The sequence below is a fragment of the Ochrobactrum sp. P6BSIII genome (genome assembly GCF_014138065.1).
Lineage (GTDB): Bacteria > Pseudomonadota > Alphaproteobacteria > Rhizobiales > Rhizobiaceae > Brucella.
In genome coordinates, this window is record NZ_JACGXB010000007.1 from 19866 (window position 1) to 38962 (window position 19097).

A 19097-nucleotide genomic window follows, 5' to 3' on the forward strand; every position below is an offset into this window, starting at 1 on the left:
TTGCAGCTGGATAGTTCGAAGTAAATTTGATAATAATGCCGTTAAGTTATAAGGAAAATTGATATGCAGGCATCCTTGGACCCTCGCTTGTTGCAGACATTTGTTCGCGCCGCACAAACCGGCTCACTCAGCACGACCGCACTTCAGGTTGGGCGAACACAATCGGCTGTGACCATGCAGATGCAGCGGCTTGAAGAGGCGCTTGGGCAAACGCTTATGCACCGCAGCGGAAGTGGTGTTCGGTTGACGAGCGCTGGAGAAAAGTTTCTCACCTATGCCGAGCGCATTCTCAAAGCACATGATGAAGCGCTAGCGGCTTTCTCGGATCATGGTCTTAAGGGGTCCATCGTCTTTGGCTGCCCGGAAGACTATCTTCTGGCTTTTTTTCCAAAGATTTTCAGAAGTTTTGGCACCAATCACGGCAATGTCGACATCAAGGTTGTCGCTGCCCCGACAGTCGAATTGCGTGGTTTGCTGCATTCAGGGCAAGTCGATCTTGCTTTGATCTCGACACTCAACCCGAATGACGCTCAAGATATCATACGAACCGAGGCGATGGTCTGGGTCGGCGCTAAGGCGACGCTTGAAGAGCATGAGTTTGGTGACAGGATACCGCTTGCACTACCAGCTTCCAACGCGATGGATCACCGCGCTGCCTGTGACGCCATGACGAAAGCCGGGCTGCAATATAGTATCTCTTACGCCAGTAACAGCATTGCCGGCCTGATCGCGGTGACGCGCTCGGGGCTTGCCATAAGTGTGATGACCAAGAATGCAGTGCCACCGGATTTGCATATCGTGCGCGAGCCGATGCCAACGCTGCCCTTACTCGGAATGAAACTGGCTCTCCCAAGTTCTGAAGTGTCAGCCGCAACGCAGGCATTCATGCATCATATCACGACGAGTCTCGGCAGCGGACGCTAGGCCCAGTCATGGATGCTGCTGATGGAGGGAGCATGGTCTCGCTTCCACGATACTGAAATAATCCCTTCGGCATTATTCAGCTGGCTATTTTTTAATCAAGCCTCGGGAAATATTACAATTTTAGGTGTCGTGATCTTGATCAATAGCGCGCAATACGTTGTCTGACGATGCCATTTCAGGGCGGTCGTGCTTTAAAAGTAAGCGTTTCCGTTCCTTTCGCACAATTAATGCTTAATACTTATTCAAATTGGTCAAATTTTATTCTAGAGAGTGACCGTTATGAGATTACATACCGACTCTGGAGATGAAATTTTGGTCAACGTTCATGAAAAGCTCGAGCCCATTCTCGAAGACGTCCTCCATCGCAACGCAGGTGAAATTGAGTTTCACCAGGCTGTTCGAGAGGTGCTGGAAAGTGTTGGGCGCGTCATTGCGAAACGACCATATTATGCCGACAATGCCCTGATTGAACGTATTTGTGAGCCGGAACGGCAGATTATTTTCCGCGTGCCGTGGGTCGATGATCAGGGGCGTGTACAGATTAATCGTGGCTTCCGTGTACAGTTCAACTCGGCGCTCGGACCCTATAAGGGCGGCATTCGCTTCCATCCATCTGTTAATGTCGGGATCATCAAGTTCCTCGGTTTCGAGCAGACGTTCAAAAATGCGCTGACCGGCATGCCGATTGGCGGCGGCAAGGGCGGTTCGGATTTCAACCCGCGCGGTCGTTCCGATGCCGAAATCATGCGTTTCTGCCAGTCCTTTATGACCGAACTTCACCGCCATATCGGCGAGTATGTCGACGTACCGGCAGGCGATATCGGCGTTGGTGGACGTGAGATCGGCTATATGTTTGGCCAGTACAAGCGCCTGACCAATCGCTATGAGGCTGGCGTACTGACGGGCAAGGCGCTGTTCTACGGCGGTTCGAGAGCGCGCAAGGAAGCAACTGGTTATGGCGCGACCTATTTCGTGCAGCGTATGCTTCAGGCGCGTAAGCAGGACTTCGACGGCAAGCGCGTCGTCGTGTCCGGTTCGGGCAATGTCGCCATCTACACGATGGAAAAGGTGATCGAGTTTGGCGGTAAGATCGTCGCCTGTTCGGATTCCAACGGCTACATCGTTGACGAAAACGGCATCGATCTTGATCTCGTCAAGGAAATCAAGGAAGTGCGCAGAGAGCGTATTTCCGAATATGCACGCCAAAAGGGCCAGTCGGTCCATTACATTGAGGGCGGCTCAATCTGGGATGTGCCTTGTGACGTGGCCATGCCATCGGCAACGCAGAACGAACTGACCGGCAAGGACGCCAAGACGCTTGTGAAAAATGGTGTCATTGCTGTGGGCGAAGGCGCGAATATGCCATCCACACCGGAAGCAGTGAAGATTTTCCAGGATGCGAAGGTTCTCTTCGCTCCCGGCAAGGCTGCCAATGCTGGCGGCGTGGCAACCTCGGCTCTCGAAATGCAGCAGAACGCATCGCGTGACAGCTGGACTTTCGAACAGACGGAAGCGCGTCTTGCCGAGATCATGCGCAATATCCATGATCTTTGCGCTGAAACGGCCGAAGAATATGGCACGCCGGGCGATTATGTTCTCGGCGCCAATGTTGCTGGTTTCGTACGGGTGGCAGAAGCCATGGATGCTCTCGGCATCATTTGATCCTTATAAAAAGACGGCGGGGCCATATGGCTCCGCCTTCAACTATTCAGCGCGTCTGATGATCCGCGGCCGCTATTGCTCTTGAAGCGCAGTCGTTATTCCCGTTCAAATTGTGTATCGCTCTTAGCCGGCTTTCAGTCTCGCCGGGCTGGACAATTGCGCTTATCGTCGGTTTCGGCAAACCGTCGGCAAGTTCGTCACTTTGCTCAAGTTGCTCCCAAAAAATTTGTCAAATCCACGGCTTGAACGGTTGATACATCAGTGGAACTCTGCTCAATAGTTCTATGAAAGCGGTAACTTAGGGAGGGGATCGCTGAATGTCTGTAATGCCCGAAATGCGTGCTGATACCATAATTTATAACGGCACGATCTGGTGTGGATATGAAGAGGGCACAGTTGAAGCCCTGGCAATCTGGCAAGGCAAGGTGCTTGCCACGGGTACTAAAGATCAGCTCTGGGGCCTTAAGGGCGACAAGACACGGCTGATCGATCTGAAAGGTCGTTTCGCCACACCGGGATTGAACGATTCTCACCTCCATCTCATATCGGTCGGGCTTACGCTTAAATGGCTTGACGCAACCGCCCACGCCGCACCCACGCTCGAAAGCCTGCTCAGCGCAATCCGTGAAAAAGCGGCGACGGTTCCCCCTGGTACATGGATCAAGGCGCGTGGTTACGATCAGACCAAGCTTGATGTTGGCCGCCACCCGCATAAATCGGAACTTGATGCGGTTGCGCCAGACCATCCTGTCATGCTGGTGCGCGCGTGCGGCCACGTGTCGATCTTCAATTCGAGGGCCTTTGAGCTGGCCGGTATCAACGAAAAATCACCTGTGCCTGACGGCGGTCTGATTGAGCAGCAGAACGGTGTTCTCACCGGTATGGTTGCCGAAAACGCACAAGGCGCAGTTCGCAAGGCTATCCCGACTGCGACCACAGAAGAAATGATCGAAGCCATCGAGGCTGCGGGCAATCTGTTGCTTTCCTATGGCATTACAAGCGTCATGGATGCGGCGGTCGGTCAGGTTGCAGGCTTTGACGAAATTCGCGCCTACAACATTGCTAAGCTGCAAAAGCGGCTGCCGGTACGCACATGGCTGGTTCTGCTGGGCGACCCGGGCCCTTCAATCGTTGAAAAATGCTACGAAGCCGGACTGGTCTCTGGTGTCGGCGATGACATGTTGACCGTTGGCGCGGTCAAGATATTCCTCGATGGTTCTGCTGGTGGTCGCACCGCCTGGATGAGCAAGCCCTATCTCGGTGACGACAACAATATTGGTGTGCAGATTTTGCCGACTGCCGAACTGGAAGCACTGGTACTGGATACCCATAAGAAGGGATATCAGCTGGCCTGCCATGCCATCGGTGACGCGGCCATCGGGCAGCTCATCACTGCTTATGAGAAGGCGCTTGCCGCCTATCCCGACCCGAACCGCCGTCATCGTATTGAACATTGCGGGTTTTCGACGCCAGAACAGCATGAGCGGATGAAAAAGGCAGGTATTTATCCGTGCCCGCAGCAAGTCTTCATCTATGATTTTGGTGATGCCTATATTTCCGTTCTGGGTGAGGAGAGGGCGCTTTCAAGCTACCCGCTCAAGACGTGGAAAGACCTTGGCTTTAAACCTGCGACGGGAAGCGATGCGCCGGTCTGCCATCCGAATCCTTATCCTAACATCTACTCGATGCTGACGCGCGAAACGGGCAAGGGCATGGTCATGGATGCACGCGAGCGCGTGACTATTGAAGAGGCTCTTCAGGTCTACACCGAATATGGTGCCTTTTCGCAGAAGCTTGAAAACGTCAAAGGCAAGCTGGTTGCGGGACAGGCGGCGGATATTGCGGTTTTCTCGCGCAACATGCTCACGGCAAAGCCGGAGGAAATTCTCCGCGATACGCATTGCATGCTCACCATTCGCGAAGGCGATGTGGTGTTCGAACGTTCATAGGGAGAACAGGCAGCGACGCTTCGGTTACGCTGCCTGAATACGTTCATTCATCGGATCTACAAAAACAAAAGGGGAAGATCATGAGGAAATTTGCATTGCTTGCGGCGATGTCCGTCGCATTGATGGCGGGTACTGCGGCTTTTGCCGATGACGCACCGCGCTCTGGCGGTGTCATCAATTTTGTCGCGCCATATGGCGATAGTTTCTCGACATTGGATATTCAGTCTTCGCCTGCAACCCAGGATGAATTCTACGCCAAGGCTATTCATCGTTCGCTTTATGATTGGGATGCCAATCAGAGCAAACCCGTATTGGGTCTCGCAACAGATGTAAGCGTTTCGGACGACAAGCTCGTCTATACCTACAAGCTGCGTCAGGATGCATTCTTCCATGACGGCAAGCCGCTGACGGCAGACGATATCATCTGGAGCTATACCCGGATGATGGACCCGAAGAAGGCTATGCCTCCGGCGCGTTACATTGCCGAAATCAAGGGTGCGGACGAATATGCGCAGGGCAAGGCCAAGGAAATCTCGGGCCTGAAAAAGATTGACGATCGTACGCTGGAAATTACGCTCAAGCAGCCAATCGATCCCGGCTATCAGTTTATGTACAACAACACGGCGATTTATCCTGCCGGACAGGGCGACAGTGAGGAGTTTCAGCGTCACCCGATTGGGCTTGGACCTTACAAATTCGCCGAATATGTCCCCGGCTCCCGTTTGACGGTTGAGAAATGGGATAAGTACTACGACAAGGGCAAGCCCTATGCCGACAAAATCAATATTATGATCATGGGTGATGCCGCCGCGCGTGACGTTGCTTTCCGCAACAAGGAAATCGACGTGGCGGTGCTCGGACCAGCACAATACAGCACCTATCGCGCGGACCCGGAACTCGCGAAGAATATGCTGGAAGTGGCCGAAGCCTATACGCGCGCAGTCGGCTTCAATCCCGATTTCAAGCCGTTTCAGGATAAGCGTGTTCGTCAGGCGATCAACTACGCCATTGACAGCGATCTCATCATCAAGCGTCTCGTCAAGGACAAGGCTTATCGTGCGGTCGGCTGGCTTCCGAACTCGTCGCCTGCATTCGACAAGGATGCCAAGCCCTATCCTTATGACCCAGAGAAGGCCAAGGCCCTGCTCGCAGAGGCCGGTTATCCGGATGGCTTCGAATTTGAGCTAACTGCAACGCAAAACGAAAGCTGGGGTTTGACCATTGTGCAGGCAATCATCCCGATGCTGGCAAAAGTCGGCATCAAGGTGAAGGCAAAGCCTGTGGAAGCATCGGTGCTTGCAGATGTCGTCCCGGCAGGTAACTTCCAGGCCTATATGTGGTCACTGGAAAGCGGCCCGGACGCACTGACCGCGATGCAGTGCTTCTATTCCAAGACGCCGCAGTCGGCCTGCAACTATCAGAAGTTCTCCAATGCGGAATTCGACAAGATTGTCGATGAGGCGAAGGCTGCCAAGACTGAAGAAGAGAAGAATGAACTTCTGAAGAAGGCCAATAATCTGTTGCAGGAAGAAGCGCCGGTCTGGTTCTTCAACTACAACAAGGCCGTCCTTGCGCATCAGCCATGGTTGCATGGTCTACAGCCGAATGCGGCGGAAATTGCTGTTCAGTCCTATGAAAAGCTGTGGGTCGACGACACGGTTCCGTCCGGTCGCTAATTCCGGTTCACATTGATCGGCCCGCTCGTTAACGAGCGGGCCACATATCCCCTTTGCTCCAGCGTTTCGTCGCTGATCCGAAAGGAGGACTGCGTGCTCTATTTCATTGTGCGCCGCGTCTTGCAGATGATCCCGACAGTTCTGGCGGTGTCATTGCTGGTTTTCGTCATATTCAGTGTTGTTCCCGGCAGCATCGCGACCGGCCTTGTTGCCAGCGGCAAAGGCATGAGCGACCCGAAACTGGTCGAAAAAATCACGCAGGAATTCGGCCTCGACAAACCCGTTCACGTGCGCTTCGGCAACTATCTCGTTCAACTGGCCAAGTTCGATCTCGGCACGTCCTATCGCTCAAGACAGCCGGTCGTTACGCTTATTCAGGAACGCATGTGGCCGACCTTGAAACTTGCCTTCGCAGCAATGGGATTTGCGATTTTGATCGGCGTGCCGCTGGGGTTTCTCGCCGCACTCAAGCCCGGAAGCATTCTTGATAGCACGACGATGATCGGTGCGGTTTCCGGGCTTTCAATGCCGCAATTCTGGCTTGGCCTGCTGGCGATGTATCTGTTTGCGCTAACGCTCGGCTGGTTGCCCAGTTTCGGTTATGGCGACGGCGGCATACGTAATATCATTCTGCCCGCGCTGACTTTGGGTGTAGCACCCTTGGCTCTGCTGGCGCGAACAACGCGCGCTGCAGTGCTGGAAGTGATGGGCGCTGATTTCATTCGCACGGCGCGTTCAAAGGGCATGAATAGCTTCAGGCTCGTAAAATGGCACGTGATGCGCAACGCGCTTGTGCTGATCATAACGACAATCGGTCTGCAATTCGGCTCGATGATGGGGCAGGCCGTCGTCGTTGAAAAGCTCTTCTCTTGGCCCGGCCTTGGCTCCTTGCTGATCGATAGCGTTTCGCTGCGCGATATTCCTGTTGTGCAAGGCGCAATTCTCGTGATCGTTTTATGGTTCCTCGTCATCAACACGATCGTTGACATTCTTTACGCGGTCATCGACCCGCGCATCAGCCACGAGTAAGCCCATGAAGCTGCGTTTTAATCTCATATTCGGCGGGCTCGTATGCATCATCATTCTGACAGCGGCAGTCTTTGCGCCGCTGCTGGCCCATTATCATCCGGTTCTTGATGCCGATCTTATGAATGCCGAATTGCCGCCCGACGCCCAGTTCTGGTTCGGGACAGACGCGCAAGGCCGCGACGTTTACTCGCGTATCCTTTACGGCGCGCAGGTGTCGCTGACAGTCGGCATTGTCTCGCAATGCATCAACACAGTGATTGGTCTTGGCTTCGGCATTTCGGCCGGTTATTTCGGCGGCTGGTGGGATGATTTCGTCAACGGCTTGACCAATCTGATGCTGGCAATCCCGTCACTGATCTTTGCGCTGGCCATCATGGCGGTTCTCGGTCCCGGCCTGCCCAGCCTCTTGCTGGCGCTTGGTCTGACGAACTGGTCCTGGACATGCCGCATCGCCCGCAGCTCAACGCTCTCACTCAAGAAGCAGGGTTATGTGCAGGCTGCAAAAATGCTGGGCTATAGCGATATTCGCATCATGATCACGCAGATCGTGCCCAATATGATCGGCCCGATCCTTGTCATTGGTACGCTTGGCATGGGTGACGCCATTCTCGCCGAGGCTGCACTTTCCTATCTCGGGCTTGGCATCAGTCCGCCTGACCCAAGCTGGGGCAATATGCTGACCGACGCACGCGAGCTTATCGTCAACGCGCCATGGGCAGCCATTTTCCCCGGTGTGGCGATCTTCCTCACCGTGCTTGGCCTCAATCTCTTCGGCGATGGCCTGCGCGACTGGCTCGACCCGCATATGAGGACACGCAAGGTATGAGCGAAAGAGCACTTCTGGAGGTGGAAAACCTCCGTATCGATATCGTGTCCGGCTCCACCAGTCACAATGTGGTTGAAGATGTATCCTTCACCATTGGCGCGGGAGAAACCTTCGGTCTCGTGGGTGAATCCGGTTGCGGGAAGAGCATCACCGCGTTGTCGATGATCGGCTTGCTACGCAAACCTCTGTCGGTGACTGGCGGTGCTATCCGCTTCAACGGACAGGATTTGAACAGTCTGTCATCGCGTGAAATGCGCAAGCTGCGCGGCAGTCGTATTGCCATGATTTTCCAGGAGCCGATGACCGCGCTCAATCCTCTGTCGCCTGTCGGGCGGCAGATTGCGGAAATGTTTGTGCTGCATCAAGGTGCGACCTGGCACGAAGCTGAACGTAAAGCTGTGGAAGCGCTGGCAAATGTGCAGGTTCCTGCACCCGATCAACGCGTGAAGAACTATCCGCACCAGATGTCGGGTGGCATGCGCCAGCGCGTGATGGTTGCGATTGCTCTGGCTTGCGATCCTGATCTTTTGATTGCAGACGAGCCGACCACAGCGCTTGACGTTACAGTGCAGGCAGAAATCCTGCGTCTGATGCAGGAGCTTTGCGCCCAGCGGGGCACGTCCGTGCTGATGATCAGCCATGATCTCGGGGTCATTGCCAAAATGTGCCGCCGTGTTGGCGTCATGTATGCGGGGCATCTGGTGGAGGAGCGCATAACGGCTGGTCTGTTCCAGCATCCGTCGCATCCTTACGCGCACGGCCTTCTGGCGTCGCTGCCTCGGCTCGGCTCGCGCCAGAAAGAAGGACAGCGCCAGTTGCAGGAAATCGAAGGGGTTGTGCCATCCATCTCCGCCTTTCCAAAAGGATGTCGGTTTGAACCGCGCTGCTCGCGCGCAACCGAACTATGTCGTGCCGAAAAGCCGGGATGGACGCCGCTGCAGGATGCGGGTGTGGTGAGGTGTTTCCATCATGAATAACATGCATACGACCCGAACAACGGAACCGCTCGTCACCATTGACGATATATGTGTTTATTTTCCTGTTTCTGGTGGCGTCTTCAGCCGTTCCAGACAGCTGCTGCGTGCCGTCAATAATCTCAGCCTGACGCTTAACAAGGGTGAGTGCCTGTCGATCGTGGGTGAATCCGGCTGCGGTAAATCCACCCTCGCGCTTTCGATCGTGGGGTTACAGAAGCCGACCAGCGGCGAGATTTACTTTGAAGGCCGCCCGATCACGGGCAGAAACGAACCATCGCGGCTCGAACGTGCGCAAATGGCGCAAATGGTGTTTCAGGATCCGTTTGCATCGCTCAATCCGCGTCAGACGGTATATACCTCCCTTGCCGCCCCGTTGCGGCTTCATGGCGTGGTATCGCGCAGCGAAGTGGATGGACGGATCGAGGAGATCTTGCGCCTCGTCGGTTTGAAGCCTGAGCATGCGAGACGTTTTCCGCATGAATTCTCCGGAGGTCAGCGTCAACGCATCGGGATTGCGCGGGCGCTTTTGCTCAATCCGAAGGTAATTGTTCTCGATGAACCTGTCTCTGCGCTCGACGTCTCCATTCGTGCACAGATCATCAATCTATTGCTGGAGCTGAAGGAGAGGCTGGGCCTGTCCTATATCATGATCAGTCATGATCTGAGCGTCGTGGAACATATGAGCGACCGTGTGGCGGTCATGTATTTCGGGCAAATTGTGGAAAGTGGCCCTTGGGATCGGATTTTCTCCAATCCAACCCATCCTTACACAAGACGATTGATTTCGGCCATTCCCGACCCAATGACCGAGCTTTCCGGAGGGCGTCTTCTGGATGACAGAACCGCTCCGGAAGCACCCGAAGGCTATGCTTTCTATCCGCAGAGTTTCGGTAAACATGATGTTCATGAGGTGCCGCCGCCCACACAATTCATCGATATTGGCGGTGGACAGCACATTCGCGTTATTGAGAGGGGATAAGCTAATGACTGCGCGCCAATTCGCAATGCAGCTCTTATAACTGTCGTAAAATTGCCGGAATGGCCGGGCTAAGAATTCGAATTCTTCATGGCTGAAGGTTAAAATCTTGCGCGTCTTACTTGTTGAAGATGACATTATATTAGGGCGTTCTCTCTCTCAAGTACTTGAGAAACATGCTTATGGCGTCGATTGGGTTCAGGACGGCGAGGCGGCGGTCGAGGCCTTGGCGACGCTCGACTACAGTATTGTGGTGCTCGATGTTAATTTGCCGAAACTGAGTGGCATTGATGTTCTGCGGAAAGTCCGGCAAACCGGCAACAGCATACCGATCCTTTTATTGACGGCTCGAGATCTGCCACAGCAACGGGTCGAGGGGCTGGACAGTGGCGCCGACGACTATCTCACCAAACCATTCGATCTGGAAGAACTGCTCGCCCGTTTGCGTGCGGTGATGCGACGGCGCGATGGTCGTGCAGACAGTATTTTGAAAAGCGGCCCGATTGAAGTTGATCCGGCGGCAATGGTTGTTCGCGGTAGCGACGGCCCAATTTCCGTTACCGCGAAAGAGTTTCAGCTGTTGAAACTGCTGATGGAACGCGCAGGTAAATATGTGACCAAGCGCGATATCGAATATGCGCTTTACAGTGCGGGAAGCGCGATTGAAAGCAACACGACCGAGGTGATTATCTACAATCTGCGCAAGAAATTGGGATCGGAATTCATCACTTCGATGCGCGGTGTCGGATATATGGTTGAACGATGAAACAGCCCACTTTGACGTGGAGCCTGTTCATCCGCGTTGCTCCGACAATTCTGATCGCACTCGTTATTATCGGAGTGTTCGCTTTCCAGAGCGCGCTGCGCGAAATCAATCATATCTATGATGCGCAGCTGATCAACGATGCCAATGTGCTGTGGAATCTGCTGCAGAAGCCGCTGCAAAAGCACAATTTCAATGAGGCGCGTCAGTTCAAGGATCTCGATTTTGCCATGGGGGATCAGCTGGCGTTGAACGAAGACGTGGACGACTATGCGGATGCGCATATGTTTCGGGTCTGGAAGAACGGGGGGGTAGCTGTCTATTCCACAACGGCGTTTCGTCCCGAACAGCCCTTGTCGGGAAGCGGTTTGTCTGATGTCGTCTATGATGGGGAACTCTGGCGGATTTACACGCTCCAGATACCGGGGGACCAGTTTGTCGTTGAGGTTGGTGAGAAAACCGAACTGCGCAATACACTGGTCTCCAACATTTTGCTCAATCTCGTCATCCCGTTACTGATCCTTGTTCCCTTGATCGGATTGTTGATGTGGTTCGGCATCCGGCGCGGATTGCGGACGATTTACGGGCTCATCAATCAGATACGCAGCCGTTCATCGGACGATCTCTCGTTCATCCCAACGGATGGATTACCGCGTGATCTCACGCCTCTTGGACGGTCCGTCAACCAGCTGATGAGCAAGCTGGATCGCTCTCTGACTGCCGAACGGCGTTTTGCTGACCATGCTGCGCATCAGCTCCGAACGCCTCATGCGGGTTTGAAGTTGTTGCTCCAGATGTTGCAACAATCGGATAATGAAGATGAGCGGAAGGCAATCGTCGCCAGCCTCGTGCAAAGCAACGAGAAGGCAATGCGTTTGATCGAACAGCTTCTACAGGCCGGTCGTGTCAGCTACCAACAGGTTCAGTATAGTCGGTTCAATCTCTATGACATGGCCGCGTCCGTTTTGGCCGAACTGGGACCGGTCATTCGACAGAAACGTCTCGAGATCACCCTGGATGGTATGGAAGATGCATGGGTCGATACCGACGAACCACTGTTACGATTGCTTATTGAGAACCTGATCGAAAACGCCACCAAATATACGCCGGAGGAGGGCGATATTCACGTTTCGCTCCATGAAGCGAGTGAAACGGAATGGCTGTTGACGATCTGTGATACTGGACCTGGTATTCCATCGGAACAACGAGAAGCCGTGTTCCAACGGTTCTACCGTGTTGGCTCCCCGCAGGAGGAAGGAACGGGACTGGGGCTCGCTATTGTCGCGGATATTGCTACGCGCCTTTCGGTGAGAGTGTCGCTGGATGTGCCTGCAAATGGCCGGGGTTTGCGCGTCGACCTCGTTATTGGTAAAGCGGCTGCGGTCTCGTCCCGGCGCTGACTTTCTTTGCATAAAATGCAGATTTTTTAAGAAAACAGGCGAGATTTCAGTTTCGCTTCATTTTCCCATCAGCATCGCCTCAGTTACGGCTGCTAGAAGCCCTGTCAATTAGCAGAGGCCGATTAGATGCATGTATATTGTGACTTTGACGGAACGATTTCGACGCATGATGCAACGGATTATGTTCTGTCTCGTCTTGCCGATCCATCATGGGAAGAAATCGAGGCACAGTGGGCTGCGGGCGAGATCGACTCTGGTGCCTGCATGCGCCAGCAGATTGCCTTGATCAATGCACGTCGTGATGAACTCGATGCGGTTCTGGATGAGATCGAGATCGATCCCGGTTTCATTGCATTCGTCGCCTTCTGCCAATCGGAAAGCTTAGCCGTTACCATTGTCAGCGATGGTGTGGATTATTTTATCCGGCGTATTCTTTCGCGGATTGGCCTCGACTCATTGTCGGTGATCGCCAACCGCTTTGTGGTAACCGAACATATCGGACGCGATAGCTACGCGCTCCTTTCTCCTTACGCCGACAGTGGATGTCGGGCTGCATCAGGCGTCTGCAAATGCAGAGTTCTCGATGTTGCCGTCCCTCGCGTCTACGTTGGCGATGGTCGGTCGGACTTCTGCGTGTCCGGCCGACCAGAACTGATCTTCGCCAAAAAAGCCTTGGCGGATCACTGCCGCAACCAGAATATCCCGTTCACAGCCTATGACGGCTTCCATGATATCACGCGAAATCTGCGCGACCTGTTGCCCGCATTGCGGGAAGAGGAGTTTCCCCAGAGGTTTGCCGCTGCTTGAGTAATCACCGGTCTCGCTGAACTCCCAAACCTATAAGTCCCAACCTTCGTAACGGCAAATCTGCTCACAAGCGGCAAGTCGACGCTCGAAATGCGCCTGTTGCAAAGACAATCACTATCATTCCCAGAAAGCACATCCATGAACAAGACTGTGACTTCCAATTCGTCCCAACCCTATTCGGTTGTTGCCGAAACCGAAAGCGATCTGCGTTTGCTTGAAGAGCTTTATTGCTCGCATGGTGACACGGTCCATTACTCGGAAAATCCCGCGTTTTTCACCGGTTGCGAAGGATCATTTCTGTTCAACGAGCAAGAGACGCCATTTCTCGATCTGCAGATGTGGTATTCGGCGGTCAACTTCGGCTATCGCAACCCGCGTTTGAATGCAGCTGCACATCGCCAGCTTGATACGCTGCCGCAGGTCGCCTCGCAGTATCTCCACCGCGAGAAGGTGGAACTCGCGGCCCTGATTGCGCAGGACGCGCAACGCAAGTTCGGCACTAAAGGCCGTGTACATTTCAATGTCGGCGGATCGCAGGCTGTTGAGGATTCACTCAAGCTGGTGCGCAATTTCAGCGGCGGCAAGAGCCTGATGTTTGCCTTTGAAGGCGGCTATCATGGACGTACGCTGGGTGCGTCGTCGATCACATCGAGCTATCGTTATCGCCGTCGCTACGGCCATTTCTCTGATCGCGCGCAGTTCATCGAGTTTCCGTATCATTTCCGTGGCCCCAAGGGCATGAGCAAGGAAGAGTACGGGCATTACTGCGTTCAGAAATTCGCTCGTTTGTTCGAAAGCGAGTATAATGGTGTTTGGGATCCGAAGGCTGGCAAGTCGGAATTCGCTGCCTTCTATGTGGAGCCGATTCAGGGCACTGGTGGCTATGTTATTCCGCCAATGAACTTCTTCAAGGAACTGAAGAAGGTTCTCGATGAACACGGCATCTTGCTGGTGGTCGATGAAATTCAGATGGGGGTCTATCGCACCGGTAAACTGTGGTCGATTGAGCATTTTGGTGTCAATCCGGATGTCTTGGTGTTCGGCAAGGCAATCACCAATGGCCTCAACCCGTTGTCAGGTATCTGGGCGCGTGAAGACATGATCCATCCGGGTGTTTTCCCTCCCGGTTCGACCCATTCCACATTTGCAAGCAACCCCATGGGCACGGCTATTGCGCTTGAGACGTTGCGGATGCTGGAAGAAGAGAAAGACTATGGCGCGACGATCATGGAGAAAGGCGCCTACTTCCTCGATGGACTGAAGCAGCTTCAGGCAAAACACAAGACAATCGGCGAAGTCGATGGTCTCGGCCTCGCGCTCCGGTTGGAAGTTTGTCAGGAAGACAGTTACACGCCAGACAAAGCCACGCTTGACTGGATGTGCGATGAAGGCATGAAGGGAGACCTTGCTGTTAATGGCAAGAATTATGGTCTCGTGCTCGACGTTGGCGGCTACCACAAGAATGTCATCACGTTGGCTCCCAACTTGCTGATTTCCCACGAAGAGATCGATCTAGCGCTGACACTGCTCGACCAGCTCTTCGTGCGCGCAGCAAAGCGGTAACAAAAATGCAGCTCCATCTTCTTCATCTCGATGACGCGCTGGAGCTGCAGTCCGACTTTATGAGGACGTGCCGCGATGCTGGCGCGTCCGAAATTATGGCCAAGGCTGAAGGCGACTTGCTTCGCCTTTGGGCTCGCCCGGATGAATTGACCAAGTTGAAGAAGCAGCTATCGGATGCTTTTTCAAAGAGGGCTGGAGAGGCTTCCCTGTTCTTCATGGGCTCTGGTGACTTTCATCACATCACATCTCTGTTGCTTGAACTTGCGCTGGAACAGTCGCGTCAGCCGATCACACTGATCCATTTCGACAATCACCCCGATTGGGTTCATTTCAAAAATGGTGTGCATTGCGGGTCCTGGGTCAATCGGGCCGCTGCAAATCCTCTGGTGAAGAAGATCATTACTCTCGGTGTGTGCAGCAGCGACCTGAACCTTCCCGAATGGAAAGGTGCCAATCTGTCACTTTTGAGGGACGAGCGGCTCGAACTCTATCCCTACGACCACGCACCCAGCCGTGTCTGGTGCAGTTATGGTGCTGGAGCGAGCCATTCCCACAGAAGGGGTTACATTGATTGGCGAACGATTGCCGATTGTGGAGAGGCAGATTTCGTATCACGTCTGATCTCCCGTATTGGTACCGAAGCTGTTTACATCACCATAGACAAGGATGTTCTGGCCCGCGACGAGGCCGTTACGAACTGGGATCAGGGGCAGATGCGGTTGCCGTTTCTGTTGGAGGCTCTGCGGGTAATCAGCGGACGTCATCGCATCGTCGGGGCTGATGTGATCGGTGATTATTCGCGACCCATTTATCGTGGACCGTTCACCCGCCGGATCGTGAAAAATATCGAGGTCATGCTTGATCAGCCCGCCGGACCTGATGCCATGGAGCACACAATCGCGGTCAACAGCGCGCTCAATCACCAACTTCTGCATGCATTGAGCGGGATGATGGTGCAATGACCGGAACGCTTTCCTTGTCGATGCTGGCACTGGTGATTTTCTGCATCCTTACGGAAGTGGGGCGCGAAGTCTGCTTCAAGTTTGCGGCGGATCGCGCGCCCGACATGTGGCGAACCCTTTTGCTGCCGGTCACGTGGCTGGGTGTGGTTTTCTGGGCGGTGGAATTGTTCTGCTGGATGCTGGTGCTGGAACAGGTTCCTCTGTCAATCGCCTTTCCCTTGATGGCGTTGAGTTACGCGGCGATGGTCGCCGCCGGGTCCTTATTCTTTTCCGAAAAGATCAATCAGCGTCACGCCTTCGGAGTTTCATTGATCACGATTGGCGTCGTTTGCGTCGGCCTGACAGGGCTTTGAGAAAGTAGAATTCATGAATCTCTCCGATCCGTTTTCATTCTTTATGCCGGGAACCAACGGACAGGCCGTATTACTGGTTCACGGCATGACGGGTGCTCCGGCGGAGATGCGCCTGGTCGGGCGACTTCTCAATCGACGGGGCTTTACGGTCTATGCGCCTCTTCTTGCTGGACACGGAGAAAGCGAAGCGTCATTTCGCAAAAGCCACTGGCGCGACTGGCTTGATAGTGTCGAAGAAGCGACGGAAAAGCTGAAAGCCTATGCGGACACCACCTATGCAGCTGGTATCTGTGTGGGGGGAAAGCTGGCGCTTTTGTCCGCGCATCGCAATCCAGGTTCCATAAAGGCTGTCGCACTTTATTCTCCGTGCTTTCATTATGATGGCTGGGGGGTACCTTTCTTTTATCCATTTCTATCCCGGCAAATCGGCTGGCTGGCGCATGTACCCTTTCTCAATCGCCTGAATTTTTCCGAAACTCCGGCAATGGGCATCAAGGATGATCGGTTGCGCCGCCTCATGACAGGCATGTCGGCAGAAGGTGTGCTGGAACATTTCCCCGGGACCGGGATTATTGAAATGTATCGTCTGGGACAGGCATTTCGACAGCAGCTTCCTGCCATTCGAATCCCAACACTCATTCTCCACGCGCGTGAAGATGATCTGAGCAATCCAAGACAGGCAGAATATATCGCCCGACATCTGGGAGCACCAAGCAGCCTGCACTGGATTGAGGACAGCTATCACATGATTCATGTGGATCGGCAGCATCGTTCAGTCGCGGATTTCACCGCCAGCTATTTCGAGGGGCAGAATGCTTGCGAGCTTGTTTGACGGACTGCCAGCGTGCACGCCTGTACTCATCGGCAAGACGGCGCTTGCTGAAACGCGCGTTGTCGCCTCCATAGCCCATATCGGCCGCGAGGCCTGGAACGACTGTTTTCCCAACGAAATCGAAAACTATGATTATCTGCTAGCAGTCGAACAGGCTGGTATTGAGGGTTTTCACTGGCGATATGTCACGATTGTTCAAAACGAGCGCATTGTTGCCGCAATGCCCGCTTTTCTGACGGAGTATCAACTTGATACGACATTGGAGGAGGGGCGTATGCGCCGGCTGGTGCGCGGCGTCCGGCGGTATTGGTCGAGCTTTCTCACATTGCGTCTCGCCTGTCTAGGATCGCCCTGCACCGAAATTGGAACCCCCGGATTTCATATGTCCGTCGCGCCGGAGATGCAGCCGGTTTTGCTAAAGCAACTCCTTGAAGGCTTTAACCGAATGGCCGATGCTGAAGGCTGCGCCCTTCGTGGCATCAAGGATGTGCCTGAAACACTTCCCGACGTCTTGCAAAATGTGTTTGCAGCGGGTGGTTATGCCGTCATGCCCGGTCTGGCAACCGCATGGCTGGACATAGACTTTGCTTCGATCGAAGACTATCTGGCGCGGCTTTCACCTGGAACACGCAAGGATATGCGCCGCAAGTTGCGCAGCCGTGATGCAGTGACTGTTGAGTATCACTCGGATATTGCCGATTTTTTGCCACGCTTCATGGAGCTTTATAATCATACGCGTGAACGAAGCGAATGGCAGTTTGAAGCGCTCACTAGCGCCTATTTCACGGGAATATTACGGCAGATGCGCGGACGGTCTTTCTGTACCGTCTACAAGGTTGAAGAGCAAATTCTAGCAGCGAACATTTTCGTTTGCGATGAACAGGTGCTGATCGACAAATTCTTCTGCATGGATGCTGAGGCTGGACGCAAATACAATCTCTATTATCTCAGCTGGTTCAACAATCTCGAATACTGCCTCAAGCACGGTATGCGCCGCTATCAAAGCGGGCAGGCATACTATGAGAACAAGGTCAGGCTTGGCAGTCGTCTGACGCGCAATGCGATGTTTTTCCGGCACCGCAATCCCATAATTCAGGCCGTGTTGAAACTGGTTTCACCGATGTTTGCAGTCGATGAAACACTGGAGGCGAAGTCGTGAAAAGTCACGTCGCGCTCTGGATCGCCATTCCGGTCTTCAACACATTGGCGCAGATTTTTGTGAAGTTTGCAGCTGAACATCTGGACCAGATCACAACGGCAGGCTTTGGGTGGGTAATCGCTGCGGCAACTTCGCCATGGATGCTGGCGGCCGTGGCGGTGGAAATTGCGTGCTTCTTCTTCTGGATGAAAGTGCTTGCTGATTTCGATCTCAGCAAGGCTTTTCCGATTTCAGCCATCAGCTATGTGGCGGTGCTGGCCGTCAGCTGGCTTTGGTTTCAGGAACCAACCTATCTTTTGCAGATAGCGGGAAGCATCCTCATTCTGTCAGGGGTCTGGTTGGTCTCCACCGCCGAACAGGTTGAAGAAGAATTATCAGAACCGGAGCTCAAATGACCGGCTCAATATGATGCCGATGGAATTTTGATTGGGTGATCCGCCTTGCGTGACAATTGGACTGTCGGCGGCGTCGCTCACCAGCCGTTCAAACTTGTCATAAGCCTGAATGCTCATAGTATCGGTTAGCTGGTAAGTGACGCTCGCCACAACGCCAACCGATTTCACACCTCCGCGTGCATCATAGGCGGGCAATAGAGCCCCATTTGCCACTTCATTAGCGCTCACGCCGAAATTGTTTTGCATATAGGTTGCGTTGGCAAAGGAAAGGCGAGGGCCCACTGAGAAAATCAAATCCTTGCCTGCGCGTTGAAACCAATCGGCCCCCAGATCGGCTACAAAGCCGTCATCATGCCGTAATCCCTGTCGGGCTTCGACACGAAAGCGCAGTTTGTCCTGAATGGCCCAATATTGTGCGAACGCGCCTGCATCCACGCTCCAGCGGATTTCGTGCAACCCTTGCAGGCTTGGGTCGTCAGAGGGCTTGCGATTGCCGCGAAGACTGACAACCGGTCCGATCTCGACGCCACCCAATTCAAACAGCGAATAGTCGATATTGTCGTCGGGAGCGCTAAGGTCTGCTGCTTCACCAAGGCGACGGATATCGAAAGAGGGCACAAAGCTGAACGACTTATCGTGCGCGCCCTCGTAAGACGGGCCATACTCGGTGCCAGCGCCAAGCGTAATGATCCAGCCGCGCGGTTCTAGCGGAGCGGACGAAGTTGATTGATCGGCAGCCATGACATTGGAGGTCACAAACAGGCAGGCCAATGCTGCCCCTCTGTACACACAACGATTGATCTGCCTCATCGGCCTGAAACTCCTTACGCCAAGCCGTCACAAA

Annotated in this window: 18 protein-coding genes; 17 read left to right on the forward strand and 1 reads right to left on the reverse strand. The window is 53.9% G+C overall.

Features of this window, described 5'->3' with window-relative positions:
• Positions 1-63: 63 nt before the first annotated feature.
• The 17 genes from FHW00_RS11485 to FHW00_RS11565 all read left to right on the forward strand — a co-directional run bounded on the left by FHW00_RS11485 (position 64) and on the right by FHW00_RS11565 (position 18253).
• Positions 64-924, forward strand: coding sequence for a LysR family transcriptional regulator (locus FHW00_RS11485; RefSeq protein WP_078340674.1), 861 nt, complete (start codon positions 64-66; stop codon positions 922-924).
• Positions 925-1203: 279 nt separating this feature from the next.
• Positions 1204-2586 carry an NADP-specific glutamate dehydrogenase gene (gene gdhA / locus FHW00_RS11490; RefSeq protein ID WP_139364437.1) on the forward strand — a complete coding sequence of 461 codons (1383 nt, stop codon included), beginning with the start codon at positions 1204-1206 and terminating at the stop codon, positions 2584-2586.
• A gap of 326 nt (positions 2587-2912) precedes the next feature.
• Positions 2913-4535: an amidohydrolase gene (locus tag FHW00_RS11495; protein ID WP_445558001.1), complete on the forward strand. Its 1623-nt coding sequence runs from the start codon at positions 2913-2915 to the stop codon at positions 4533-4535.
• Between the two features lie 80 nt (positions 4536-4615).
• Positions 4616-6211 carry an ABC transporter substrate-binding protein gene (locus tag FHW00_RS11500; RefSeq protein ID WP_078340671.1) on the forward strand — a complete coding sequence of 532 codons (1596 nt, stop codon included), beginning with the start codon at positions 4616-4618 and terminating at the stop codon, positions 6209-6211.
• 93 nt (positions 6212-6304) lie between these two features.
• Positions 6305-7240: an ABC transporter permease gene (locus FHW00_RS11505; RefSeq protein ID WP_078340670.1), complete on the forward strand. Its 936-nt coding sequence runs from the start codon at positions 6305-6307 to the stop codon at positions 7238-7240.
• Positions 7241-7244: 4 nt separating this feature from the next.
• A complete protein-coding gene (locus FHW00_RS11510) occupies positions 7245-8066 on the forward strand; it encodes an ABC transporter permease (RefSeq protein ID WP_078340669.1) in 822 nt (273 codons plus the stop codon).
• Positions 8063-9043, forward strand: a complete 981-nt coding sequence (locus FHW00_RS11515) for an ABC transporter ATP-binding protein (protein WP_078340668.1) — start codon at positions 8063-8065, stop codon at positions 9041-9043. Before FHW00_RS11510 ends, FHW00_RS11515 begins: the two co-directional genes overlap by 4 nt.
• Positions 9036-10022, forward strand: coding sequence for an ABC transporter ATP-binding protein (locus FHW00_RS11520; protein WP_078340667.1), 987 nt, complete (start codon positions 9036-9038; stop codon positions 10020-10022). Before FHW00_RS11515 ends, FHW00_RS11520 begins: the two co-directional genes overlap by 8 nt.
• A gap of 106 nt (positions 10023-10128) precedes the next feature.
• Positions 10129-10785, forward strand: a complete 657-nt coding sequence (locus tag FHW00_RS11525; RefSeq protein ID WP_078340666.1) for a response regulator transcription factor — start codon at positions 10129-10131, stop codon at positions 10783-10785.
• Positions 10782-12182 carry a sensor histidine kinase gene (locus FHW00_RS11530; protein WP_078340665.1) on the forward strand — a complete coding sequence of 467 codons (1401 nt, stop codon included), beginning with the start codon at positions 10782-10784 and terminating at the stop codon, positions 12180-12182. Before FHW00_RS11525 ends, FHW00_RS11530 begins: the two co-directional genes overlap by 4 nt.
• Before the next feature lie 126 nt (positions 12183-12308).
• Complete coding sequence (locus FHW00_RS11535) at positions 12309-12989, forward strand: MtnX-like HAD-IB family phosphatase (RefSeq protein WP_078340664.1); 681 nt, start codon at positions 12309-12311, stop codon at positions 12987-12989.
• A 138-nt stretch (positions 12990-13127) separates the two neighbouring features.
• Positions 13128-14552: an aminotransferase class III-fold pyridoxal phosphate-dependent enzyme gene (locus FHW00_RS11540; RefSeq protein ID WP_113534842.1), complete on the forward strand. Its 1425-nt coding sequence runs from the start codon at positions 13128-13130 to the stop codon at positions 14550-14552.
• 5 nt (positions 14553-14557) lie between these two features.
• On the forward strand, positions 14558-15514 hold the full coding sequence (locus FHW00_RS11545; RefSeq protein ID WP_078340662.1) for an arginase family protein: 957 nt from the start codon (positions 14558-14560) through the stop codon (positions 15512-15514).
• Positions 15511-15867 (forward strand): EamA family transporter, encoded by a 357-nt coding sequence (locus tag FHW00_RS11550; RefSeq protein ID WP_078340661.1) that lies wholly within the window; start codon positions 15511-15513, stop codon positions 15865-15867. The genes FHW00_RS11545 and FHW00_RS11550 overlap by 4 nt, the downstream gene beginning before the upstream one ends.
• Before the next feature lie 13 nt (positions 15868-15880).
• Complete coding sequence (locus tag FHW00_RS11555; RefSeq protein ID WP_078340660.1) at positions 15881-16699, forward strand: alpha/beta hydrolase; 819 nt, start codon at positions 15881-15883, stop codon at positions 16697-16699.
• Positions 16680-17858, forward strand: coding sequence for a GNAT family N-acetyltransferase (locus FHW00_RS11560; RefSeq protein WP_078340659.1), 1179 nt, complete (start codon positions 16680-16682; stop codon positions 17856-17858). Before FHW00_RS11555 ends, FHW00_RS11560 begins: the two co-directional genes overlap by 20 nt.
• On the forward strand, positions 17855-18253 hold the full coding sequence (locus FHW00_RS11565) for an EamA family transporter (RefSeq protein ID WP_078340658.1): 399 nt from the start codon (positions 17855-17857) through the stop codon (positions 18251-18253). The genes FHW00_RS11560 and FHW00_RS11565 overlap by 4 nt, the downstream gene beginning before the upstream one ends.
• On the opposite strand, the gene FHW00_RS11570 is transcribed toward FHW00_RS11565, so the two are convergent.
• The gene (locus FHW00_RS11570) at positions 18233-19063 is read right to left on the reverse strand and encodes a MipA/OmpV family protein (RefSeq protein WP_078340657.1); all 831 of its coding nucleotides are present in this window, start codon (positions 19061-19063) and stop codon (positions 18233-18235) included. The two genes, FHW00_RS11565 and FHW00_RS11570, sit on opposite strands and share 21 nt — an antisense overlap.
• Between the last annotated feature and the right edge of the window lie 34 nt (positions 19064-19097).

Bases quoted from the DNA above. Each gene is read 5' to 3' on its own strand.
- FHW00_RS11485 (WP_078340674.1), top strand. From the start codon at position 64: ATGCAGGCATCCTTGGACCCTCGCTTGTTGCAGACATTTGTTCGCGCC.
- gdhA (WP_139364437.1), top strand. From the start codon at position 1,204: ATGAGATTACATACCGACTCTGGAGATGAAATTTTGGTCAACGTTCAT.
- FHW00_RS11495 (WP_445558001.1), top strand. From the start codon at position 2,913: ATGCCCGAAATGCGTGCTGATACCATAATTTATAACGGCACGATCTGG.
- FHW00_RS11500 (WP_078340671.1), top strand. From the start codon at position 4,616: ATGAGGAAATTTGCATTGCTTGCGGCGATGTCCGTCGCATTGATGGCG.
- FHW00_RS11510 (WP_078340669.1), top strand. From the start codon at position 7,245: ATGAAGCTGCGTTTTAATCTCATATTCGGCGGGCTCGTATGCATCATC.
- FHW00_RS11515 (WP_078340668.1), top strand. From the start codon at position 8,063: ATGAGCGAAAGAGCACTTCTGGAGGTGGAAAACCTCCGTATCGATATC.
- FHW00_RS11520 (WP_078340667.1), top strand. From the start codon at position 9,036: ATGAATAACATGCATACGACCCGAACAACGGAACCGCTCGTCACCATT.
- FHW00_RS11530 (WP_078340665.1), top strand. From the start codon at position 10,782: ATGAAACAGCCCACTTTGACGTGGAGCCTGTTCATCCGCGTTGCTCCG.
- FHW00_RS11535 (WP_078340664.1), top strand. From the start codon at position 12,309: ATGCATGTATATTGTGACTTTGACGGAACGATTTCGACGCATGATGCA.
- FHW00_RS11540 (WP_113534842.1), top strand. From the start codon at position 13,128: ATGAACAAGACTGTGACTTCCAATTCGTCCCAACCCTATTCGGTTGTT.
- FHW00_RS11545 (WP_078340662.1), top strand. From the start codon at position 14,558: ATGCAGCTCCATCTTCTTCATCTCGATGACGCGCTGGAGCTGCAGTCC.
- FHW00_RS11550 (WP_078340661.1), top strand. From the start codon at position 15,511: ATGACCGGAACGCTTTCCTTGTCGATGCTGGCACTGGTGATTTTCTGC.
- FHW00_RS11555 (WP_078340660.1), top strand. From the start codon at position 15,881: ATGAATCTCTCCGATCCGTTTTCATTCTTTATGCCGGGAACCAACGGA.
- FHW00_RS11560 (WP_078340659.1), top strand. From the start codon at position 16,680: ATGCTTGCGAGCTTGTTTGACGGACTGCCAGCGTGCACGCCTGTACTC.
- FHW00_RS11570 (WP_078340657.1), bottom strand. From the start codon at position 19,063: ATGAGGCAGATCAATCGTTGTGTGTACAGAGGGGCAGCATTGGCCTGC.